This is a genomic window from Sodalis sp. RH24 (assembly GCF_047324145.1).
Classification (GTDB): Bacteria; Pseudomonadota; Gammaproteobacteria; order Enterobacterales; family Enterobacteriaceae; genus Acerihabitans.
The window spans coordinates 2233930-2252978 of sequence record NZ_CP178729.1; the positions used below are offsets into that span (position 1 = coordinate 2233930).

Genomic DNA, 19049 nt, shown 5'->3' on the forward strand with positions numbered 1-19049 from the left:
ATAGCATTACCAACCGCGGTTTAATTCAAGGCGCGGGCAGGTCGGCAATCTGGTTTGCATCCGCCGATCCCGACATCGGCAGCAATGTTATTGACAACTACGGTACCCTCAGAGCCATGGACCCGGCAAATACGGTTATCGGCAGCTCCGGCACCGCGGTGTCCTTGACCAACCATACCGGCGGGGTAATTATCGGCAATATCGCCTTCGGTCCCGGTAATGACCGTTTAACCCTTGAAGGAGGATCGACGCTTACAGGTAATATCAGCGGCGGCGAAGGCGCCAATGCCCTGGTGCTCAATAGCGTGGCCGGATCGCCGCCCGCCGCGGATCTGCTGTCGGGCGATATCACCGATTTTCAAACCCTGACCAAAAATGGCGATGGGGAGTGGCGGTTAACGGGCAATATTAAAAACACCGGGTCTGCGGCGCCGTTAATAGTCAATGTTAATAACGGCATATTGACTCTCACCGGCGAAAACACCTACACCGGCGATACCGTTATTCACGGCGCAACGTTAGTCGCCGGAGGCGCTAATGCCTTCAGCAGCCGGTCGGCCTATACCGTCGCCCCGGCCGGGACGATGAATTTACAGGGTTTTAACCAAACTATCGCCAGCATGAACAATGCGGGTACCATTAACCTTAACGGTGATGGCGGAACCGTACTTAACGTGACGGGTGATTATGCCGGCAATAACGGTCGTCTTAATTTTAATGCCCGGTTATCTGATGATGCGACAAAGACTGAAAGACTGATTATCGGCGGTAATACGTCCGGCACGACCCTGGTCAGCGTCAATAATGCCGGCGGCGGCGGCGGCACCACCGTGGACGGTATTGAACTGATCTCGGTCAACGGCGTCTCGGACGGTGAATTCTTGCAATCAGGCCGTATTGTGGCGGGCGCCTATGATTATACCCTGACGCGCGGCGCCGGAACTGATGCCGCGAACTGGTATTTGCATAGCTCGGTCGAGGATCCGAATCCGGGGCCCGGCCCATCGCCAGAACCCGTCCCCACCCCAGAACCGGGACGGGTTGAACGTCCGGAGGCAGGGAGCTATACCGCCAATCTGGCCGCCGCCAATACCCTATTCGCCAACCGTTTGGATAATCGTCAGGGCATGGCTCACTATACCGACGCGCTGACGGGCGAGGACAAGTCCACCAGTCTGTGGCTAATCAATGAAGGCGGTCATAACCGTTCCCGTGATGACGGCGGCCAGCTCAGAACCCAGAGCAATCGTTATGTACTGCAACTGGGCGGCGATATCGGCCAGTGGAGCAGCAGCAGCCTCGATAGTATTCGATTAGGTGTTATGGCCGGCTACGGCAATGCTAAAAGTAATACCGGGTCACGCGTATCCGGCTACAGTGCAAACAGTGCTGTCGACGGGTATAGCCTGGGTATCTACGCGACCTGGTACGCCAATGCGATGGACAAAACGGGTTTATATATCGACGGCTGGACACAATATGGCTGGTTTAACAATAGGGTGTCGGGCCAGGATTTAAACGATGAAGAGTATAAGTCCAAAGGAGCCAGCGCCTCGCTTGAAAGCGGTTATACCGTTAAGGTTGGCGAAAACGCCGCTAAAAACACCACCTATTATGTCCAGCCCCAGGCCCAGGCCATCTGGATGGGCGTCAAAGCCGACGATCATACCGAAGCCAACGGCACCAGGGTATCGGGAGAAGGTGACGGCAATATCCAGACCCGTTTGGGCGTTAAAGCCTATATGCACACTTACAGTGAGCGGGACAACGACAAGGATCGGGCCTTTCAGCCCTATGTCGAGGCTAACTGGATCCACAATTCGGATGATTTTGGCGTCAGCATGGATGGGATAACAGTCAGCCAAGACGGCGCGGCCAATATCGCAGAACTTAAGCTCGGGGTGGAAGGACAAATTAACCGCAATGTTAATCTTTGGGGCAACGTTGCACAACAGGTTGGCAATAAAGGCTACAGCGACACCACCGGCATAGTGGGCGTGAAATACCGGTTCTGACACGAAACCCGGCTCAAGATAAGCACGGTAAGCCCGCCAACCCCGATCTCAACGCAGTCGTGTCAAAGGGAGACCGTGCCAATGGGGCCGAATCGGGCGTGGTGTTCGCGCCCGACCGAGGCCCCATGGCGCGGTAGGCCCGCTAACACAAATCCTGCAACGAGCGTGTCAAAGGGAGAGCGTGCCGATGGGGTCGAATCGGGCGTGCTTTTCCCGCCCGACCGAGGCCCCATGGCGCGGTAGGCCCGCTAACACAAATCCTGCAACGAGCGTGTCAAAGGGAGAGCGTGCCAATGGGGCCGAATCGGGCGTGCTTTTCCCGCCCGACCGAGGCCCCATGGCGCGGTAGGCCCGCTAACACAAATCCTGCAACGAGCGTGTCAAAGGGAGAGCGTGCCAATGGGGCCGAATCGGGCGTGGTGTTCACGCCCGACCGAGGCCCCATGGCACGATAAGCCCGCCATCACCGGGCATATATAGCGTTGTTACTTACCGCGGGTTTTGATCACTGCCTCGGCCACCGCTTTCGGCGCTTCCGAATAGTGCTTAAACTCCATGGTATAAGTGGCGCGCCCCTGCGACATAGACCGCAGCGTGGTGGAATAACCGAACATTTCCGCCAACGGCACTTCGGCACGAATAAGCTTGCTGCCGAGAATATCTTCCATCCCCTGCACCATACCGCGCCGTGACGACAAATCACCCATCACGTTGCCCATGAAATCTTCCGGCGTTTCCACTTCCACCGCCATCATTGGCTCCAGCAGAATTGGCTGCGCCTGGCGCATCCCATCCTTAAACGCCATCGACGCCGCCATACGAAACGCATTTTCGTTGGAATCGACCTCATGATAGGAACCGAAAAACAGCGTAGCTTTCACATCCACCACCGGATAACCGCCCAAAACGCCGGAGGTCAAGGTATCCTGAATACCCTTATCGATAGAGGAAATATACTCGCGCGGCACCACCCCACCCTTGATGGCATCGACGAATTCATACCCTTTCCCCGCCGGCTGCGGTTCGATTTTCAACACCACATGCCCATACTGCCCACGGCCGCCGGTCTGCTTAACGTACTTGCCTTCCACTTCTTCCACGGTCTTTTTGATGGTTTCACGATAGGCCACCTGCGGTTTACCCACCGTCACCGCCACGCCGAACTCACGCCGCATACGCTCCATCAGGATTTCCAGATGCAGCTCGCCCATGCCGGAGATAATGGTCTGGCCGGACTCCTCGTCGGTCTTGACGCGAAACGACGGGTCTTCCTGCATCAAACGCCCCAGGGCAATACCCATTTTTTCCTGATCGACCTTGGTTTTAGGCTCGATGGCCTGTGAAATGACCGGATCGGGAAAAACCATACGTTCAAGGATAATCGGATGATCCGGATCGCACAGGGTATCGCCGGTGGTCACATCCTTCATGCCCACGGTGGCGGCGATATCGCCGGCATGCACTTCCTTAATGTCTTTACGTTCATTGGCATGCATTTGCAGCAGCCGGCCCAAACGCTCTTTCTTTCCCTTGACCGGATTGTAAACCGAGTCGCCGGTGGCAATCACGCCGGAATAAACCCGGAAAAAAATCAGCTGGCCGACAAAGGGGTCGGTCATGATCTTAAACGCCAGCGCGGAGAACGGTTCGGTATCGCTGGAATGACGTTCCGCCTCCTTATCGTCCTCGTCATGCCCGCTTATTGCCGGCACATCAATGGGCGACGGCAGATAATCAACCACCGCATCCAGCAGCGCCTGAACGCCTTTATTTTTGAACGCACTGCCGCACAGCATCGGCACAATTTCATTGGCGATGGTCCGTTTACGAATGGCGCCCTTGATTTCGTCTTCGGTAAGCGTTTCGCCATTGAGGTATTTATTCAGCAGTTCCTCGCTGGCTTCCGCCGCCGCTTCCATCATATGGTTGCGCCATTCCTGGGCCGGGGCCAGCAGATCTTCAGGAATATCCTGATAGGTAAACTTAACCCCCTGGGTAGTATCGTCCCAGACAATGATTTTCATTTTGACCAGATCGACCACGCCCTGGAAACCCTCTTCCGCACCCACGGGAATCTGGATCGGCACCGCCACGCCTTTCAGGCGTTTGGCAATCTGGGTCTGGACCCGGAAGAAATCCGCTCCGGTGCGATCCATTTTGTTGACGAACGCGATGCGCGGCACTTTATATTTATTGGCCTGGCGCCACACGGTTTCCGATTGCGGCTGCACCCCGCCCACCGAGTCGTAGACCATCACGGCGCCGTCGAGCACCCGCATCGAACGTTCCACTTCGATGGTAAAATCCACATGCCCGGGAGTATCGATGATATTAATGTGATGTTCCGGATAATTACCGGCCATCCCTTTCCAGAAGGTTGTCGTGGCAGCTGAGGTAATGGTAATGCCGCGCTCCTGTTCCTGCTCCATCCAATCCATCGTCGCGGCGCCATCATGCACTTCACCGATTTTATGGCTGACGCCCGTGTAAAACAAAATACGCTCGGTGGTGGTGGTCTTGCCGGCATCTATATGCGCACTGATGCCGATGTTGCGATATCGCTCTATGGGAGTTTTACGGACCATACAATTACCTTAAATGCCCTACAGGACAAAACCTGCTGTTTAACCGTCCCCGCCGGCCTATGGCGACGGGGCATATGTAATAAAAAGTCTTATTAACGCAATCCCAGGCTTTCCGGCAATAGGGTTAAAAAATGCCGGCGCGCTTTGCCAGAATGCTCCTTTTGCGCCCTGTCTTCAATGTCAGCCACGGCTTTATTGCCATTACCGTCGCCGCCCGCTCTGCGCGCGGGCTGCCGGACGGCCGTTAATCAAAATGCCGCGTCTAGCGGCAGACGCCAAAACCGCGCATGCCGAAATGGAAATGATTGGCGTGGGCGGCGTTGTAATCGGGACCGAGCGAATTGCCGAAAAAAGCGCAGCTTTGCATAAACACGTCACGTAAATAATCACCGGCCGGATCCTGGCGCCGCCACTGTTGCGACACCGTAATGCGCCGTCCGTCGGCGAGGATAAAGCCCGACACATCCAGCGCCTGCGCGCCTGCATGTTCGCTAAGCCGCCCCTCGCTGCGGTGATAGATGTTACGACACGCATAGCTGCCAAGATGATCAATCCGAGCTAAAGGAGACGCAAGACCTGCCGCCGCCAGGGGCGCCGCCGCCTGGCCGACAAACATGGCGCTGCTCAGCGCCAGCGGACAGCTGGCGAGAAAACTGGAGCTAAGCCCGACCGGGCCGAACCCGCGCACCCTCACGGGCGACAATAGCGGGCAAGGTCCGGTGGTATCGGCGACCTTGCTGAAAGAAAGGCGTCCGGCGGCGCTTGCCCTTTCAAGCGCCGCCAGGCAGGCCGGAGGATCGGCAGCCAGCCGTTTAAGTTTGTAGCGGGTGATAAACGTCGGCGGATCGCTGACCGACAAAGGCAAAAAAGGGTCATAGCCGGGCGGCAGCAGGGGCCGGATACGGGGGGCTAATGCCGTTAACAACACCACCAGAACCAACAGGCAGGTCAGCAGTCGCACCTTTACTTCACCCCTATAGCGTTAAAACCGGCCCATCGCCGACGTTGTTAATCAGTATAGACGTAGAAGTAATTAAGTTATTGCCACATGATTCAATTAGTAATTTTGAAAGTGGTTGTACTGATGTTTATTTGTACTGGCTATGATTAAAATGAAGGCGATACCCAGCTTTACGCCATCGAACTCATCCATCAACTAAGCTGTTTGATTTGCTGTGAAGTCTTTGCCCGCCCCTCTGTGCGGGCTTTTTTTACGCCCGCCGGCGGCCAGGCCCGCTCTTCATGTCCGTCATTACCGCCTGTATTGAACAGTTGCTGAGCAATCACCCGCCGGGATGCGAAAATTGTCGCTATGCGTATTTACGGATCCGGTATTTAGGTCCATACTTGCGTCGGTTTCATGTAGCAATGAGCTAGACTTTACGCCTCGAACTTCGGTTCGGGGCATCCTACCCGCTTCATCCTCCTGTTTTTCCCAACCCTTTTCCCGGCTTACTCCTCGCCACAGCATACTTTATCCAATGGTAAATCAACGCGCTGCAGACCATCCCGGCATCATTGCGGTGGATATCCCGCTCCGGCAATAAAAGCGTCCTTTACAGGTTCCGGCATCCCGGAAAGCCTGGTGTCGCCCAACGATGACGGATGTACTTCGACCTCGGCCGGCCTGAAGGCGTACTCGCCCAGCCATTCAGCATAACCCTGCACGACAAAGCCGCCGTTGCGCCGTTGATAGGCGGCCCGATCGGCCAGATAGACCCGGCGCAGCGCATACCAGGGCACGGCGGGTAAATCATGATGGACTAAATGATAGTTCAGGTTAAGAAATAGCAACCGCCAGGGCCACGCCGCCTCGTTGATAACAGAGCGGGCCTGGGGATCGCGGGCGGCGCGATGCTCCATAAACGAGCGGATTTTGGTGATGGCCAGGGCCGGATAGCTTATGGCCAGCAGAAAATACCCTACCGGCAAACCCGATGACGCCACCCAGTGCAGCAGGGCCAGCAGCAGCAGGCCATGCATAAGCCACATCCCGACAGCGCGGCGATTGCCGCCGGCCACGGCCGCCACCATGCCGCGCAGCGCGCGGTAGATATCCAGCGCCGGCCCGATAAGCACACGTCCGGCCAAGGTGTTACGTACCCGGACCAGACGCCGCCGGAGCGCGGAAAATCCCTGCCAGCTCTCGCCGCTGAAATAATAGCCCTCGGGATCCTCCACCGGATCGGTCAAATGATCGTCGCGGTGATGGCGCAAATGTGAATCGCGGTACAGGCCATAGGGATACCATACCGCCAGCGGCAGCAGGCCAAACAGTTGGTTCAGCCACGGCAGGCGCGTAGGATGACCGTGAATCAGCTCATGTTGCAGCGACAGATACCAGGTAGTGAACCAGATAAGCAGCGGCGTGCCGACCCACGGCCCCAGCGCCGTCCAGTAATGCACCGTGCCGAACCACCCGGCATAAATAAGCGCGATCAGGCCCCAGGTCGGCAGTTCCCAGCGCCACAATCGGGTGGACGCCAGTTGCCTGATGCGATCGCGCTGGCCGTCATGCAAATAGTGCGCGGTTTTTCTTCCTGGCTCTGACATGGCGTCTACCCCGGTGGTTTTTTTGTCAGTATTCATCACCCCGGCGGCGCAACCAACGAATTAAAACGGCAATAGAATGGCGGGAAATGAGATAAGGGGCCTCAGCAAGCACCACGACGAAAGATCAGGTTATAGGTGTACCGCCGGCGCTGGGGGCATTAAAAAAACACCATCCTGATTTTATAAAAAATATAATAATCATCTATAATTCATTACGTAGGATGATCGTCCGCGCAATATTCTTGTCATTACCGGCGTTTACGAAGTTATTTCCCTCTGTTAATATCCCATGCAGGACCTGACAACAGGCATGGCAAAATACAATAACGGTTATTTTCAAACTACAATCATATTATTTTATTGATAGTGGTTCGCTTAAACGCCATCGGAGCATAATGGGTAACATTATTTCGCAAACGAGTATTGCCTGCACGTTTTCTTATGGCGCCAACCTGTGCGGCAGGGAAACACAGCCACGGCAGAATAACTATCGGAACGCGTTGGTCCTGGCAAGACCCGCTCCTGTTCCCCTTTTTACCCGCCACGTCACTATGGCCGGCGATGAATCGCGCGCTGATAGCGGCGCCGCACCAGTCGCCGCCGTTGATACACCGGGTGACCGCGGAACAAACGCGCCGCAAGGCGATGTCCGCGCCCTCCTTGCCGCCAAGGGAATGGGAACAGACAGTTTCGAGCAGGAATATTCGCAGCGCAGTCTAGCCCTTTTTTTTGCCCTGGCGGGAAAGTCGGCGCACAAGGTTAAAAACAAATACCATAACCGAAGGGATAAAAATTATTTATATTTTATTAAAAGTTATGCTGAATTACATTACCTGGTGCAAGATTACATTAAGAACAACCCTGAAAAAACCATAATAACCGCGCCTATTTATTTTAGTATCATGAAAGAAATGGGTGTTATCTTAGCAACGGACATCTATGATCAACGTTCGCATTTTAACACCGGGAAAACCGGCCGCCTGCAGGATAAACTGGAGAGCATCTCCGAACGTCTGCGGGAATGTCTAGACAAAATGTTTGCCAACGTATTTAGTCCAGGCAACCATCTGCTAAAATATCTCGTCGTGCCTTTTATGAGTAAATATCTGGCCCTGGCCCATAGCCTGTCGGAAGAGACATTTATTACGGATCTCCCTGCTGAAACAGCGCTTGGGCAATACTTGCATGAAAGATTGCTACAGGCACGCAATGAGCACATGTCAACGCCAAGAGAAACTAATAATATCAGTGCCATAATACAAATGGGAGAAGACATCAACCTTATTAGCCGCTCAGTAAAATTATTTCTTGCCTGAAGTTTTATATCTCGCCGTATTGATAAGCAAAAACCTCATGGCTCATGAGGGTCGGCGGGCTTTCGACCCGGCATTATCGAACCATTCCTGCCATACCCGGGCAACAGAAGGTTAAACATCAGGCAAGGTCTGCCGATAACCTTAGCGGGACTTAAGTATGTCATGGGAAATCATGAAGAATGAACAGGACTGAGCGCGATAATTTGCACTACTTATGCAAAGAAGATCCTGAATTTGCCATTTTTTATCGGGAATTTCGGACAAATCATGCTCGTCCGTTATCCGAACACCGTATCGCGCTGTGCGGTTTACGCGGTACGGGCAAACGCGTCCTGGAGAAGGTATTGCCTGCCGCCATCAGCGGTAATGCGCGCACGGCCCTGAGCGACCGCCATTCGCCAGAAAAAAGCGGCGTTGATCACCCCTCCCGCCGCTGTCTCTTTATCGACGATATCAACGACTCCCCCGCCGGCGCGCTGGCCGGCGCTATCGGCGCGGACTGGATCCTGTATGTCCACGGCGCGGGCCAGCCGGGGCTGGCTCAGCCGGAAATCCGTTTTCTGGCCGCCTTGCAGAACCGTTTTCCCGATCTCGGGCGACGGCTGATAATGATACTGCATGACGAGGAGGGGAAACCGCGCGAGACAACCCGTTGCGCATTGGAAAACAGCCTGGCGCCGCTGCTGCCCCATCCTCCCCGCCTTATTACGCTGTCCCTGGAGGATCATCTTATGGACGGCGACAGAAACAACGCGCTGAGCGGGGAAGTACGACGGCAGTTGGATGATTTGATCGCGTGCTATCCCGGGGGGCTCGCCGCCGCCCGCGCCCGCGCCGCCGCCGCCCTGCTGGATTCACTGGATTATTTTGTCGGCCGGGCGATAACAAGGCGCGAACAAAGGTTAACCGGCATTAATGATGACCTGGACCAGGCATGCGCGCTTTGGCGGCAGGACCTGCTTATCGTCGATGACCTGCTGCATCAGCGGATAACCCAGAACCAACCACTGTGACTCATTTCAGAGGAAGTTGATATGCGATGGTCAGATATTTCTTTTGTCAGTGCCGCCCTGGGCGTTTTCGCGGATATCGGCGCCGGGCGGCTAAGCGGCCTGCCGCCGGCCGCGGGAGTTCGGGCGAAGGACCGTCGTTTCAGGCCGGCGCAGGCGCCGGCCCGTGAAGGCACTTGCCGGGAAAATGAGATTGTCGCGGATGCGAAAATCCAGCTGTTGGGCTTCTACCGCCGTCATCCACGGATGATTGTGCATAATGAATCAGCTTATATTCCGCTGACTTATGCCGCGCTTAGCCATTTTGTCAGGCAGAACAAAAACCAGCCCCTGCCTGAGCTGCTGGCGGCGTTGGCCAGGCTGATTCCCGGTACCGACATAAGCCCGGTCCGGCGCGGGCAGACGGCGCGGGCAAACGCGCTGCGGCGAGAGATTAGCGCGCTGAATGATTTCAGGGCGCGGCTGGCGGCGGCGCGCGCGGGTCAAGACGCTGGCCATATACCTTAAATTAGCCGTTGTCAATACTTTATGTTGGCATGGGGAATTAACGCAACGGCAGAATGAGGCGAATTCCGCCGTCATCCAGCATAATAAAGGATGCTAATGTAAAAGAGATGAGATTAAGGATAATGAGTGGAACGTTTAAGTGATTTGCGACTTTTTATCGAAGCGGCGATGTTGGGCAGTTTTTCGGCGGCGGGACGTAAGCTCGGTTGTTCTCCGGCGGCGGCGAGCGCCTGCATCGTGCGTCTGGAGACCGGTCTCAAGGTGCGCCTGTTTGAACGGACCACCCGCCAGCTCAGGCTGACCGACGAGGGCAAGCTGTTCCTAAGCTATAGCCAGCGCGCCGTGGAACAGCTTAATGACGTCACCGAGCTGTTGCGTTCGGGCAAGGATGACATCAAAGGCGCGATACGCATTACCGCCCCCTCCGATGTTGGCCGCAATCGTCTGATCGGCTTATTGGAGCGCTTTCGCCAAGACTTTCCCGCCATTCACTTTATTCTCTCTCTGGCCGACGCCACGACCGCCCCGATCGGCGACGACATTGACATCGCCATCCGCTATGGACAGCACGACGACGCCAGCATGACGGCCTATAAACTGGCCGACAGTCATCGGGTGGTATGCGCTGCTCCGGCGCTGCTGGCGCAATTGGATCCACCGCTGGCCCCCCCCCATTTGCAGGCATTGCCGTCCATTGCCCTGATTAATACCTTGGGCAATCAGGAGCCATGGGTTTATCGCGATGAAGCAAAAATGCCGCGGCAGCTGACCATGACCCCCGCCTACACCACCAATGACGACGACATCAGCCGCAAATGGGCCGTCATGGGATACGGATTCGCTTATAAGTCGATCCTGGATATCAGTGAAGACCTGGCCGCGGGCCGGCTGGTGACGGTATTGGATCAGTATTTTATCGAACCGGCGCCCCTTTTCGCCTTGTATAACCGGAATAAATTCCAGCCGCCCCGCATCAAACGGCTACTGCACTTCCTGGCTGAAAACCTGGCATAACCGCAGGCCGACGGCAGTTTGCCTGCCCGATATCGCCGGCGCCGCGTGAGGACCGCGTCACAAAGACGCACGGGTTCGCCTTGCCCCGCTTAACGCCGCAACCATCATGACCTATCATTCATTCAGACGCACGCCTTCAGCATCATCAGAAGCGAACTTATGTCGCGTCTTACGGCCGACGGAGATAAGCTGGTGAACAGGTTGTCCCGCGCCATGTCCTCGCATTTTTTTCTGGAGATTATTATGCATATTGATTTATCGGGAAAACGCGCCATCGTCACCGCCTCCACCGGCGGCATCGGTTTTGCCATCGCCACTGGGCTGGCGCGCGCCGGCGCGTCAGTGGTGATTAACGGCCGCAGCCAGACCACGGTAGACAAGGCGCTGGGCCAGTTGCGACACACGGTGCCGCAGGCGGCGGTTGAAGGCGTGGCGGCTGATTTGTCCGATGCGGCGGGCGTGGCTACGCTTACCGGCGCCGTACCCGCCGCCGATATTATCGTCAATAACGCCGGCATTTACGGCCCTAAGCCTTTTTTCGACGTGGATGACGATGAGTGGGAGCGTTATTTCCAGACCAACGTTATGTCCGGCATACGACTGGCGCGTTTTTACCTGCAAGGCATGCTGGAACGCGACTGGGGGCGCATCGTGTTTATTTCATCGGAGTCGGCGCTTAATATCCCGCCGGAAATGATCCATTACGGGGTGACCAAAACGGCGCAGCTGGCCGTCGCGGGCGGGCTGGCCAAACTCGCCGCCGGCACCGGGGTCACGGTAAACTCGGTACTGCCCGGCCCAACGCTGTCCGAAGGCGTGCGCGAGATGCTGAAGGATTCCGCCCGGGATGCGGGCGTGAGTATTGAACAGGCGGGAACCGATTTTGTGCGCACCCACCGGTCAACCTCTATTATCCAACGGCTGGCGACCCCCGAGGAAGTGGCCAACCTGGTGGTATATACCTGCTCCCGGCAAGCATCGGCCACCACCGGCGCGGCGCTGCGGGTGGACGGCGGGGTTATCAACAGTATCGTCTAGCGGCGACCTGAACTCCGGCCCTGCCGCACCTCTGGGATGCGCGCGCGATATCAGGCATAATCACTTCACTAACTTGTTAAAAAGATGTGAAGGTATTGCTATGCACGATGAGTTAAGCGCAGAAATAAAGCAAAAAATCCTGCAATCCACCACCACCGTCGCCAAGGTGGTGTTTCCCACCACCATAAACCATCATTCGACCCTGTTCGGCGGCACCGCCCTGGCATGGATGGATGAGGTTTCCTTTATCACCGCCACCCGCTTCTGCCGCAAACGGCTGGTAACGGTATCCACGGAAAAAATCACCTTCAGCCGGCCCATTCCTTCCGGCACCATTATCGAGCTGGTGGGCAGGGTAAGCCGGGTGGGCAGGACCAGCATCACCGTGGATGTCGCCATTTTCCTTGAAGATATGTACGCGGCGGGCCGGGAGGAAGTGGTGCGGGGGCAGTTTAATTTTGTCGCGGTGGATGAAAATGACAAAGCGACCCCGCTGTTATAATCCCCGCCCCGGATTGACGCGATGTGTTAAAACACGTCGCCGGGATTGTAAAAAAATGCTCTTTTTTATGTGATGCGCATCACAAATATTTGCATTTATGTGACGGAGGTCATATTATTACCTCATCAAACGCAAACACGTTACAGGCGAACAAACCTGGTGAGGGAAAGCATATGAAATTCCGTAAATTCCTGAAAAAAATTCTGCTGTCATACGTTAATACCGTGAAAGACGTACCGCCCGGTGCCATGTATTAATTTCCATGACGTCAAAAAAGCTGCCGCGGCAGCTTTTTTTTTGGCAAAAAAACGCTGATGAAATCAGGCCTGGAGAAATTCAAGCAGCGCGGCGTTCACCTTATCGGCATCCACGGTACACATACCGTGGGACGCGCCGGCCAATACTTTTAACGTGGCGTCGGGAATGATCTTGGCTGATTTACGGCCCGAAACCTCTAGCGGCACGATTTGATCGTCATCGCCCTGCAGCACCAGGGTCGGCACGTCGAATTTTTTCAGATCCTCGGTGAAATCCGTCTGCGAGAACTGCTTGATGCAGGCATATTGCCCGGCGATGCCGCCCGCCATCCCCTGCAGCCAGAAAGCATCTATCACCCCCTGGGAGAGTTTGGCGCCGTCGCGGTTATAACCATAAAACGAGACCGCGAGATCTTGATAAAATTGCGATCGATCCGCCGACACGCCGGCCCGGATACCGTCGAAAACCGTTATCGGCACGCCCTCGGGATTCGCCGCCGTTTGCAGCATCAGCGGCGGCACTGCGCTTATCAGCACCGCTTTGGCCACGCGTCCGGTACCATGGCGACCGATATAGCGCGCCACTTCCCCGCCGCCGGTGGAATGGCCGATAAGGATGGCGTCCTGCAGATCCAGGCTGGCGATAAGGGCCGCGAGATCATCGGCATAGGTATCCATATCATTCCCGTCCCACGTCTGGGCCGACCGGCCATGGCTGCGCCGGTCATGGGCGATAACCCGATAGCCCTTGTCGGCAAGGAACATCATCTGGCTGTCCCAGGCATCGGCGGTCAGCGGCCAGCCGTGGGAAAAAACCACCGGCTGGCCGGTGCCCCAGTCCTTATAGAATATCTGCGTCCCGTCATCGGTTGTGATAGTGCTCATGTTGTCTGATCCTTTTTTCGGGTGAGTGGGGATAAGAGCCGCCGACGCTATCGTCAGCATTGCATACGGGGCATGAGAACGCCTGGCGGGCGCCATCAATTTCCGGGTCAACCTATCAAGATTAGGAACGAAAAGAGTAAGCCGCCATCCGCCGCCAAAAGATAATGGCGGCTTGATGCCGGCAAAAAGAATATGCAGGCCTAAGTCACGGGAAAATCAATGTGATTCCGCGCTGTCCCAATACTGGTATTGCGTGGCCGTGCTGCGGTGTCGTCTGATAATCGACTGCGGTAAAATTTCCGTGTCGCTGCCATAACTCAGGATGCAGTTGCCCACGTCGTCGTTGCGCTGGCACTGCTCCACTTTGGTGAGCTGGCTTACCGGCGTCCGTGACACCGAGAAAGAACCCGCCTCCCTGCCGTCGGCATCATACTGATAACGGGTTTGACCATGGTTCGAACGCATCGAGATGAAATAACCTTTTTTATCATAGGCGTAAATATATTCATCGTTGCTGAACGCGTCGGTGCCCCGCGCCGTGCTTTTGACCAGACGCAAATTATTATCGTAGTCATAGGTCCCGGTGGTAAATCCGGGCCGCTCGTTAATAGTAAAGGCATCGGTCGAGGAGGTGATCACGCCGTTTTTACCGGTAAAAAACCGGCTTTTGCCCTGCTTATGGTTAACCAGCGTTGGCTTGCCGTCTTGATCGAGAATGATGGCGATATCGTACTCGCTCTCCCAGCCATCAGCGGATTTTACCGTGTGATTAGACATGCGCAGGGTCATGCGGCCCTCCGTTTTGTGGTAATCGTACGCTTCCTCGATAAGGGCGCCGCAGGTGTCGAAACTGATGCTTGAGCGGGCCTGTTCATCCAGATCTTTTCCCACCATCCCCGCCACCACCAGCCGGATGTCGCCTTTGGCGGTGCCGCTCAGCATGATGAGGTTATTACTGTCATTGATATTTTTTTTTGCCGCGGGGCATTCTTTTTCAGCCGCGGCCGCATTGACGGCCAGGCCGGCCAGCAGGATCAACACCGGCAATCGGTAAATTGGATTAATCATATGTTTTCCCAGGCATACCTGCGATTCGGTTACCATCAAAAATCAGGTAATTACAGCGGCGAACAGGATTTAGCGCACCGTAAAAGTATACCCCGCCAGGCAGGCCGGCGCCATGATTACGCCCGAATACGGCGGCTCAATGCCGCCCCGATCGACGCGGCGCCGTTTTTACCGCGAGAAACCGTCAAAGCAACTTGCATTCGCTCCGGAAAAAACTGTATATTTACCCAGTATAAATAAAAGGATAGATCATGCATGTTGAACTGATTTACGACAAAAGAAATTTTACCGCCTTGCCCGACGCCGGCGGTCTTATCCTGGCCGAGCTGACCAAACGCGTACAGCAGGTTTTCCCTGACGCCGAGGTCAACATCAAGCCGATGCAGCGCAACGGCCTGGATACGGATGCCAGCAAAAGCGATAAAGCCATCCTGGCCCGCATCGTTGAGGAAATGTTCGATGACTCGGCGGAATGGCTTACCCTTGCAGAATAACAGGGAGTCAACCGCATGCCCCGGCGCCCGCCGGGGCTACGTTATCATGTCCCCTCTCCGATGAAATCCCATAGGTCCAGCCCGGACAATGCGGGTAGTCCCGCGCCCTCCCCCGGTTAATCAAGCCTGGGTGCCGGTATCGCCCGGCGCCCCGGCGTTACAACGGCGGAATAAGGGTATTGCCTTTCTGCGCGGCCCGCTCAATGGCTTTGGTCTGCCGCCGCTGGAAATACAGATTGGTGAAATAAGTGGCTATGCCAATCACCACCCCGAGGATGATGGCGATTTTGTCCCAGTCCAGATGGCATAGCCAGGTACCGATGTTGCCGATAGCGATAAGAAAACCGGACATAGAATAGGCTCCTGCGGTAGTCAATTTCCCGGGCATACGCTGTTCTCCACCTGTCGCGCAGAGCTTGCCCCCCGTTCAGGGACAATCCCCGGCGGACGTTCATTGCTCAATGATCCTTGCCTCGCTGATGCCGCCGTAATCGCCGCAAAAACAGTTGCCGTTCGTAATGCATTTTTCCCTACGGGCGATAAATCCTTCGCGCAGGCGTTCATGCGTATCCGGCGTAATATCGATTACCGCCAGCCACTGGCGCGCGGCGCGCCGCCATAACCGGCGGCTCTCCAGCCGCTTGGCCAGGGTGATTGCTGTTATTAGTTCCGTCATCGTGGGTACCTCCTTCTCCAGCACCGCGCCGGGCGAGGGTTGCCGGGGTGCTTTTTTATGTCCGGAGGCCGCACCCCCGACATCATGCGTAGGATATGTTGTCTTTTTGCTTCATAAAGACCTTGATGTCAGATATACTGACCTTTAAATAGTAGGATATCTGACATAAAAAAGTCAATAAAACTTACATCAGATAATGGTAGGATAACCGACATGGAAATGAGCAATCGCATTCGTGCCAGGCGCAAAGAGTTAAACATCACCCAGCAGGTCCTGGCCAACCTGGTGGGGGTCAGCCGCGTCACGGTGACGGGATGGGAGTCGGGAGATTACCAGCCCGGCGGCGCCAATCTCCAGGCGCTGGCCGCAGCCTTGCAGTGTCGCCCCGCCTGGCTTGTGGACGGTAAAGGGGAAGCCGGCGCCGGGCATCCGCCCCTGCCGCCAACCGCGCGTTTCGGCATTAAGGAAATCCCGTTGTTATCCTGGGTGCAGGCCGGTATTTGGACCGAATCGGAAAAACCCGTCACCCTCGATGATGCCAGGGATTGGATTTATACCACGGCCTCGGTGTCGGAGTTCGCTTTTGCCCTTAAGGTCAGGGGGGATTCCATGACCAATCCCCATGGCGCGCCCAGTATCCCCGACGGTTCGGTGGTCGTGGTCGATCCCGATTTTGGCGGCAGTGATGAAGCCAACGGTAAGATCGTGGTCGCCCAACTGGAAGGCAGCAACGAAGCCACCCTGAAAAAATTCACCACCGACGGCCCGTTTAAATATCTGGTACCGCTCAATCCCAACTATAAAATGCTCGAAGTAAACGGCAACTGCCGGATCATCGGCGTCGTCAAACAAATCATTATGGATTTGTAAGCCTTGCCGTATCACCGGCAGGTCGGTTTTCAAACCTGAACGGCTTTATCTGCCGGCGTCAGTTTTGCGACATCGCGCCGGCCTTCTTCCCTTTTGTTACATCGCGCTTTGGCCGCCATCCACCACCAGCGCCTGTCCCGTCACATAGGAGGCGCGATCCGATAGCAGGAACAACGCGACCTGCGCCATTTCTTCCGGTTCCGCCATGCGTCCCAGCGGGATGCCCACGGCATAGGGATGCGAGGCGTTGCCTTGTTCATCGGTGGTAATACGGCCCTGCGTCATCGGCGTGCGGGTGATGGACGGATTAATGGAATTCACCCGGATACCGGCCGGCCCAAACTCCACGGCCGCCGCGCGGGCGAGCGAGACTATGCCGCCTTTGCTGGCGCTGTAAACCGTCGTCCCGGGCTGGGCGATGTTCGCCAGTACCGAACCGTTAAAGACAATCGCGCCGCCGCCTCCCTGACGCTTCATCTGAGCGACTTCCGCCTGCAGGCAAAAGAACGCCGCTTTCAGGTTGGTGTCAAGAACGCGATCCCACAGCGCTTCGTCGAGAGAGTCTATCGGACCGCCGCCGGACACGCCGGCATTATTGAACGCGCAGTCCAGCCTGCCGTAATGCGCCGCCGCCTGCTCAATGACCGCGGCGATAGTCTCTGTGCGCGTCAGGTCCGCCGCAATAAATAATGCGCTGCCGCCCGCCTTGACAATCTCGGCCACCACGGCGCGCCCGGCGTCTTCCTGCCGCCCGGTTAACACCACCCGCGCGCCTTCGCGGGCGAACAGGATAGCGCTGGCCCTGCCGATGCCCGACGTGCCGCCGGTAACCAATGCCACCTTACCTTGCAGTAAACCCATGGTTGTTCCCCTGTCTCTGTTGTTATGATTTAGCGGAGCGGATAATGCGTTGCCACGTTATTTAGATGATGACTGACATCTAATTTCGATTATATGTTGATCGACATCTATTATGTCAACGACGGCCGGCGTTATTTTTGCGCGGTGAACAAAGAGGGGGAATGACGACAAATTAAGGACGCAAGGCATTGGCTACATCCGGGCGGATGCAGCATCCTGAGACAAGGCCACCGCCGGGCTAACCGAACAGGCGACGCTGATACGCGATCAGCTTATGGCCAGACGTGAATCCAGCAGATGCCCGCGGCCAGGATAAAAAAAGCCATAAAGCACAGCGTTGTTACCTGGGAGTAAGTTAATTCGCATTTATTTTCGGTCATATTTTTCCTCGCTAATAAAACATGCCCATACCATCGCCTTGACCTCCGCCTTTCCACGGCCCTAAAAACCGGGACATGCGCACGACTGCCGCTGCACGACGTGTTATTGCCGCCGTTCGCATCCTATAAAGCTATACCAGCGTGCTAACATAATATCAATATCCTATTGGCAAAGCGTTGGATGAATACACGCCCTGACGCCGTGCCGGGGTTTATCCGCCCTGATGAATCTCTTTGCCTGGCGCGCGGCGCGGTTCATTGCTCGTTGGCGCAAGCCCGCCACATGGCATCGAATCCTGCCGCCTTGTAGGCCGCGATTTCATCCGTTCCGCGCGCTGCAAATTCCATCGTGGTTTGCGCCAGCGCCATAAATATCGCCTCGGCAAAAGCCGACTGCCCTGTTATAAAAACATGATTGAAAAAACAGGCATCGGACAGCGCCTTTAAATCCGGAAACAGTTCGGCCACGCTGGCGAGAGTGGCGGGACTTATCTTTTCAGACACGGCCAGCTGGCGCATCGCTTTATTAGCGGCTGGGTTAACCAAGCCCCACTCGATATAACTGTTCCATACAGCGCGCGCGCGCTCCTTAATCGGCCCGGCGCGGTTATAATCCAGCATCATCGCTCCGCACAGGTTTTGCTTGAGGTGCAGGTAGAGTGCATTCAGCAAGTCGTCTTTGGTAGCGAAATACCGGAACAGCGTGCCTTCGGCGACACCCGCCCTTACGGCTATGCGCGCGGTGGACGCGCCCAACCCAAACTCCGCGACCGTCACCGTCGCGGCCTCGAGCAGGGCAAGCCTTTTCTCTTCACTTTTCGGGCGAGCCACGCGGCACCCTCCTTTTTCGTCATCAAAAGATAGACCCCTGCCGCCTTATCGTCTGGCAATCAACGGTTTTTGCCGCAACGGGCAAGATCATATTGACGGTAAATCCGTTCCCCCTATAATGAGTATGTAATCACTCATATTCAAGCCATTTTACCATGCCCGCCCGTAGCGCCAAGGCATACTCCGC

At 55.9% G+C, this 19049-nt stretch carries 19 protein-coding genes; 10 read left to right on the forward strand and 9 right to left on the reverse strand.

Annotated elements, in window-relative coordinates; genetic code table 11:
* The first annotated feature begins 116 nt into the window (after positions 1-116).
* Positions 117-2015, forward strand: a complete 1899-nt coding sequence (locus tag ACL2XG_RS10285) for an autotransporter outer membrane beta-barrel domain-containing protein (RefSeq protein ID WP_413722235.1) — start codon at positions 117-119, stop codon at positions 2013-2015.
* Between the two features lie 485 nt (positions 2016-2500).
* Here ACL2XG_RS10285 and fusA read toward each other — a convergent pair whose 3' ends face one another.
* The 3 genes from fusA to ACL2XG_RS10300 form a co-directional block, all read right to left on the reverse strand.
* Positions 2501-4600 carry an elongation factor G gene (fusA, locus tag ACL2XG_RS10290; RefSeq protein WP_410016238.1) on the reverse strand — a complete coding sequence of 700 codons (2100 nt, stop codon included), beginning with the start codon at positions 4598-4600 and terminating at the stop codon, positions 2501-2503.
* A 262-nt stretch (positions 4601-4862) separates the two neighbouring features.
* Positions 4863-5561: an extensin family protein gene (locus ACL2XG_RS10295; protein ID WP_410016239.1), complete on the reverse strand. Its 699-nt coding sequence runs from the start codon at positions 5559-5561 to the stop codon at positions 4863-4865.
* A gap of 554 nt (positions 5562-6115) precedes the next feature.
* On the reverse strand, positions 6116-7189 hold the full coding sequence (locus ACL2XG_RS10300; RefSeq protein ID WP_413722234.1) for a fatty acid desaturase: 1074 nt from the start codon (positions 7187-7189) through the stop codon (positions 6116-6118).
* A gap of 359 nt (positions 7190-7548) precedes the next feature.
* On the opposite strand from ACL2XG_RS10300, the gene ACL2XG_RS10305 reads away from it, so the two are divergent.
* The 7 genes from ACL2XG_RS10305 to azuC all read left to right on the forward strand — a co-directional run bounded on the left by ACL2XG_RS10305 (position 7549) and on the right by azuC (position 12797).
* Complete coding sequence (locus tag ACL2XG_RS10305) at positions 7549-8469, forward strand: hypothetical protein (protein WP_413722233.1); 921 nt, start codon at positions 7549-7551, stop codon at positions 8467-8469.
* Between the two features lie 179 nt (positions 8470-8648).
* Positions 8649-9482: a hypothetical protein gene (locus tag ACL2XG_RS10310; protein WP_413722232.1), complete on the forward strand. Its 834-nt coding sequence runs from the start codon at positions 8649-8651 to the stop codon at positions 9480-9482.
* A gap of 21 nt (positions 9483-9503) precedes the next feature.
* Positions 9504-9986 (forward strand): hypothetical protein, encoded by a 483-nt coding sequence (locus ACL2XG_RS10315; RefSeq protein WP_413722231.1) that lies wholly within the window; start codon positions 9504-9506, stop codon positions 9984-9986.
* Positions 9987-10112: 126 nt separating this feature from the next.
* Positions 10113-11000, forward strand: a complete 888-nt coding sequence (locus tag ACL2XG_RS10320; protein ID WP_413722230.1) for a LysR family transcriptional regulator — start codon at positions 10113-10115, stop codon at positions 10998-11000.
* 243 nt (positions 11001-11243) lie between these two features.
* Entirely contained in the window at positions 11244-12038 is a 795-nt protein-coding gene (locus ACL2XG_RS10325; RefSeq protein WP_410016245.1) for an SDR family NAD(P)-dependent oxidoreductase, read from the forward strand.
* Between the two features lie 100 nt (positions 12039-12138).
* Complete coding sequence (locus tag ACL2XG_RS10330; RefSeq protein WP_410016246.1) at positions 12139-12540, forward strand: acyl-CoA thioesterase; 402 nt, start codon at positions 12139-12141, stop codon at positions 12538-12540.
* Between the two features lie 173 nt (positions 12541-12713).
* Positions 12714-12797, forward strand: a complete 84-nt coding sequence (azuC, locus tag ACL2XG_RS10335; RefSeq protein WP_162367771.1) for a stress response protein AzuC — start codon at positions 12714-12716, stop codon at positions 12795-12797.
* Positions 12798-12860: 63 nt separating this feature from the next.
* On the opposite strand, the gene ACL2XG_RS10340 is transcribed toward azuC, so the two are convergent.
* Positions 12861-13682, reverse strand: coding sequence for an alpha/beta fold hydrolase (locus ACL2XG_RS10340; protein WP_410016247.1), 822 nt, complete (start codon positions 13680-13682; stop codon positions 12861-12863).
* 216 nt (positions 13683-13898) lie between these two features.
* Entirely contained in the window at positions 13899-14750 is an 852-nt protein-coding gene (locus ACL2XG_RS10345) for a hypothetical protein (RefSeq protein ID WP_413722229.1), read from the reverse strand.
* 251 nt (positions 14751-15001) lie between these two features.
* Between ACL2XG_RS10345 and ACL2XG_RS10350 the strand changes: the two genes are divergently transcribed.
* Positions 15002-15244, forward strand: a complete 243-nt coding sequence (locus ACL2XG_RS10350) for a DinI-like family protein (protein WP_410016249.1) — start codon at positions 15002-15004, stop codon at positions 15242-15244.
* 157 nt (positions 15245-15401) lie between these two features.
* Here ACL2XG_RS10350 and ACL2XG_RS10355 read toward each other — a convergent pair whose 3' ends face one another.
* A complete protein-coding gene (locus tag ACL2XG_RS10355; protein WP_413722228.1) occupies positions 15402-15632 on the reverse strand; it encodes a phage holin in 231 nt (76 codons plus the stop codon).
* Positions 15633-15695: 63 nt separating this feature from the next.
* Positions 15696-15920 (reverse strand): PerC family transcriptional regulator, encoded by a 225-nt coding sequence (locus ACL2XG_RS10360; protein ID WP_410016251.1) that lies wholly within the window; start codon positions 15918-15920, stop codon positions 15696-15698.
* A 213-nt stretch (positions 15921-16133) separates the two neighbouring features.
* Between ACL2XG_RS10360 and ACL2XG_RS10365 the strand changes: the two genes are divergently transcribed.
* On the forward strand, positions 16134-16790 hold the full coding sequence (locus ACL2XG_RS10365; protein WP_410016252.1) for a LexA family protein: 657 nt from the start codon (positions 16134-16136) through the stop codon (positions 16788-16790).
* 96 nt (positions 16791-16886) lie between these two features.
* On the opposite strand, the gene ACL2XG_RS10370 is transcribed toward ACL2XG_RS10365, so the two are convergent.
* Positions 16887-17651, reverse strand: coding sequence for an SDR family NAD(P)-dependent oxidoreductase (locus tag ACL2XG_RS10370; protein ID WP_410016253.1), 765 nt, complete (start codon positions 17649-17651; stop codon positions 16887-16889).
* Between the two features lie 635 nt (positions 17652-18286).
* Entirely contained in the window at positions 18287-18862 is a 576-nt protein-coding gene (locus tag ACL2XG_RS10375; protein ID WP_413722227.1) for a TetR/AcrR family transcriptional regulator, read from the reverse strand.
* Positions 18863-19049 lie beyond the last annotated feature (187 nt).

Bases quoted from the DNA above. Each gene is read 5' to 3' on its own strand.
- ACL2XG_RS10285 (WP_413722235.1), top strand. From the start codon at position 117: ATGGACCCGGCAAATACGGTTATCGGCAGCTCCGGCACCGCGGTGTCC.
- fusA (WP_410016238.1), bottom strand. From the start codon at position 4,600: ATGGTCCGTAAAACTCCCATAGAGCGATATCGCAACATCGGCATCAGT.
- ACL2XG_RS10300 (WP_413722234.1), bottom strand. From the start codon at position 7,189: ATGAATACTGACAAAAAAACCACCGGGGTAGACGCCATGTCAGAGCCA.
- ACL2XG_RS10305 (WP_413722233.1), top strand. From the start codon at position 7,549: ATGGGTAACATTATTTCGCAAACGAGTATTGCCTGCACGTTTTCTTAT.
- ACL2XG_RS10310 (WP_413722232.1), top strand. From the start codon at position 8,649: ATGAACAGGACTGAGCGCGATAATTTGCACTACTTATGCAAAGAAGAT.
- ACL2XG_RS10315 (WP_413722231.1), top strand. From the start codon at position 9,504: ATGCGATGGTCAGATATTTCTTTTGTCAGTGCCGCCCTGGGCGTTTTC.
- ACL2XG_RS10325 (WP_410016245.1), top strand. From the start codon at position 11,244: ATGCATATTGATTTATCGGGAAAACGCGCCATCGTCACCGCCTCCACC.
- ACL2XG_RS10330 (WP_410016246.1), top strand. From the start codon at position 12,139: ATGCACGATGAGTTAAGCGCAGAAATAAAGCAAAAAATCCTGCAATCC.
- azuC (WP_162367771.1), top strand. From the start codon at position 12,714: ATGAAATTCCGTAAATTCCTGAAAAAAATTCTGCTGTCATACGTTAAT.
- ACL2XG_RS10340 (WP_410016247.1), bottom strand. From the start codon at position 13,682: ATGAGCACTATCACAACCGATGACGGGACGCAGATATTCTATAAGGAC.
- ACL2XG_RS10345 (WP_413722229.1), bottom strand. From the start codon at position 14,750: ATGATTAATCCAATTTACCGATTGCCGGTGTTGATCCTGCTGGCCGGC.
- ACL2XG_RS10350 (WP_410016249.1), top strand. From the start codon at position 15,002: ATGCATGTTGAACTGATTTACGACAAAAGAAATTTTACCGCCTTGCCC.
- ACL2XG_RS10355 (WP_413722228.1), bottom strand. From the start codon at position 15,632: ATGCCCGGGAAATTGACTACCGCAGGAGCCTATTCTATGTCCGGTTTT.
- ACL2XG_RS10360 (WP_410016251.1), bottom strand. From the start codon at position 15,920: ATGACGGAACTAATAACAGCAATCACCCTGGCCAAGCGGCTGGAGAGC.
- ACL2XG_RS10365 (WP_410016252.1), top strand. From the start codon at position 16,134: ATGGAAATGAGCAATCGCATTCGTGCCAGGCGCAAAGAGTTAAACATC.
- ACL2XG_RS10370 (WP_410016253.1), bottom strand. From the start codon at position 17,651: ATGGGTTTACTGCAAGGTAAGGTGGCATTGGTTACCGGCGGCACGTCG.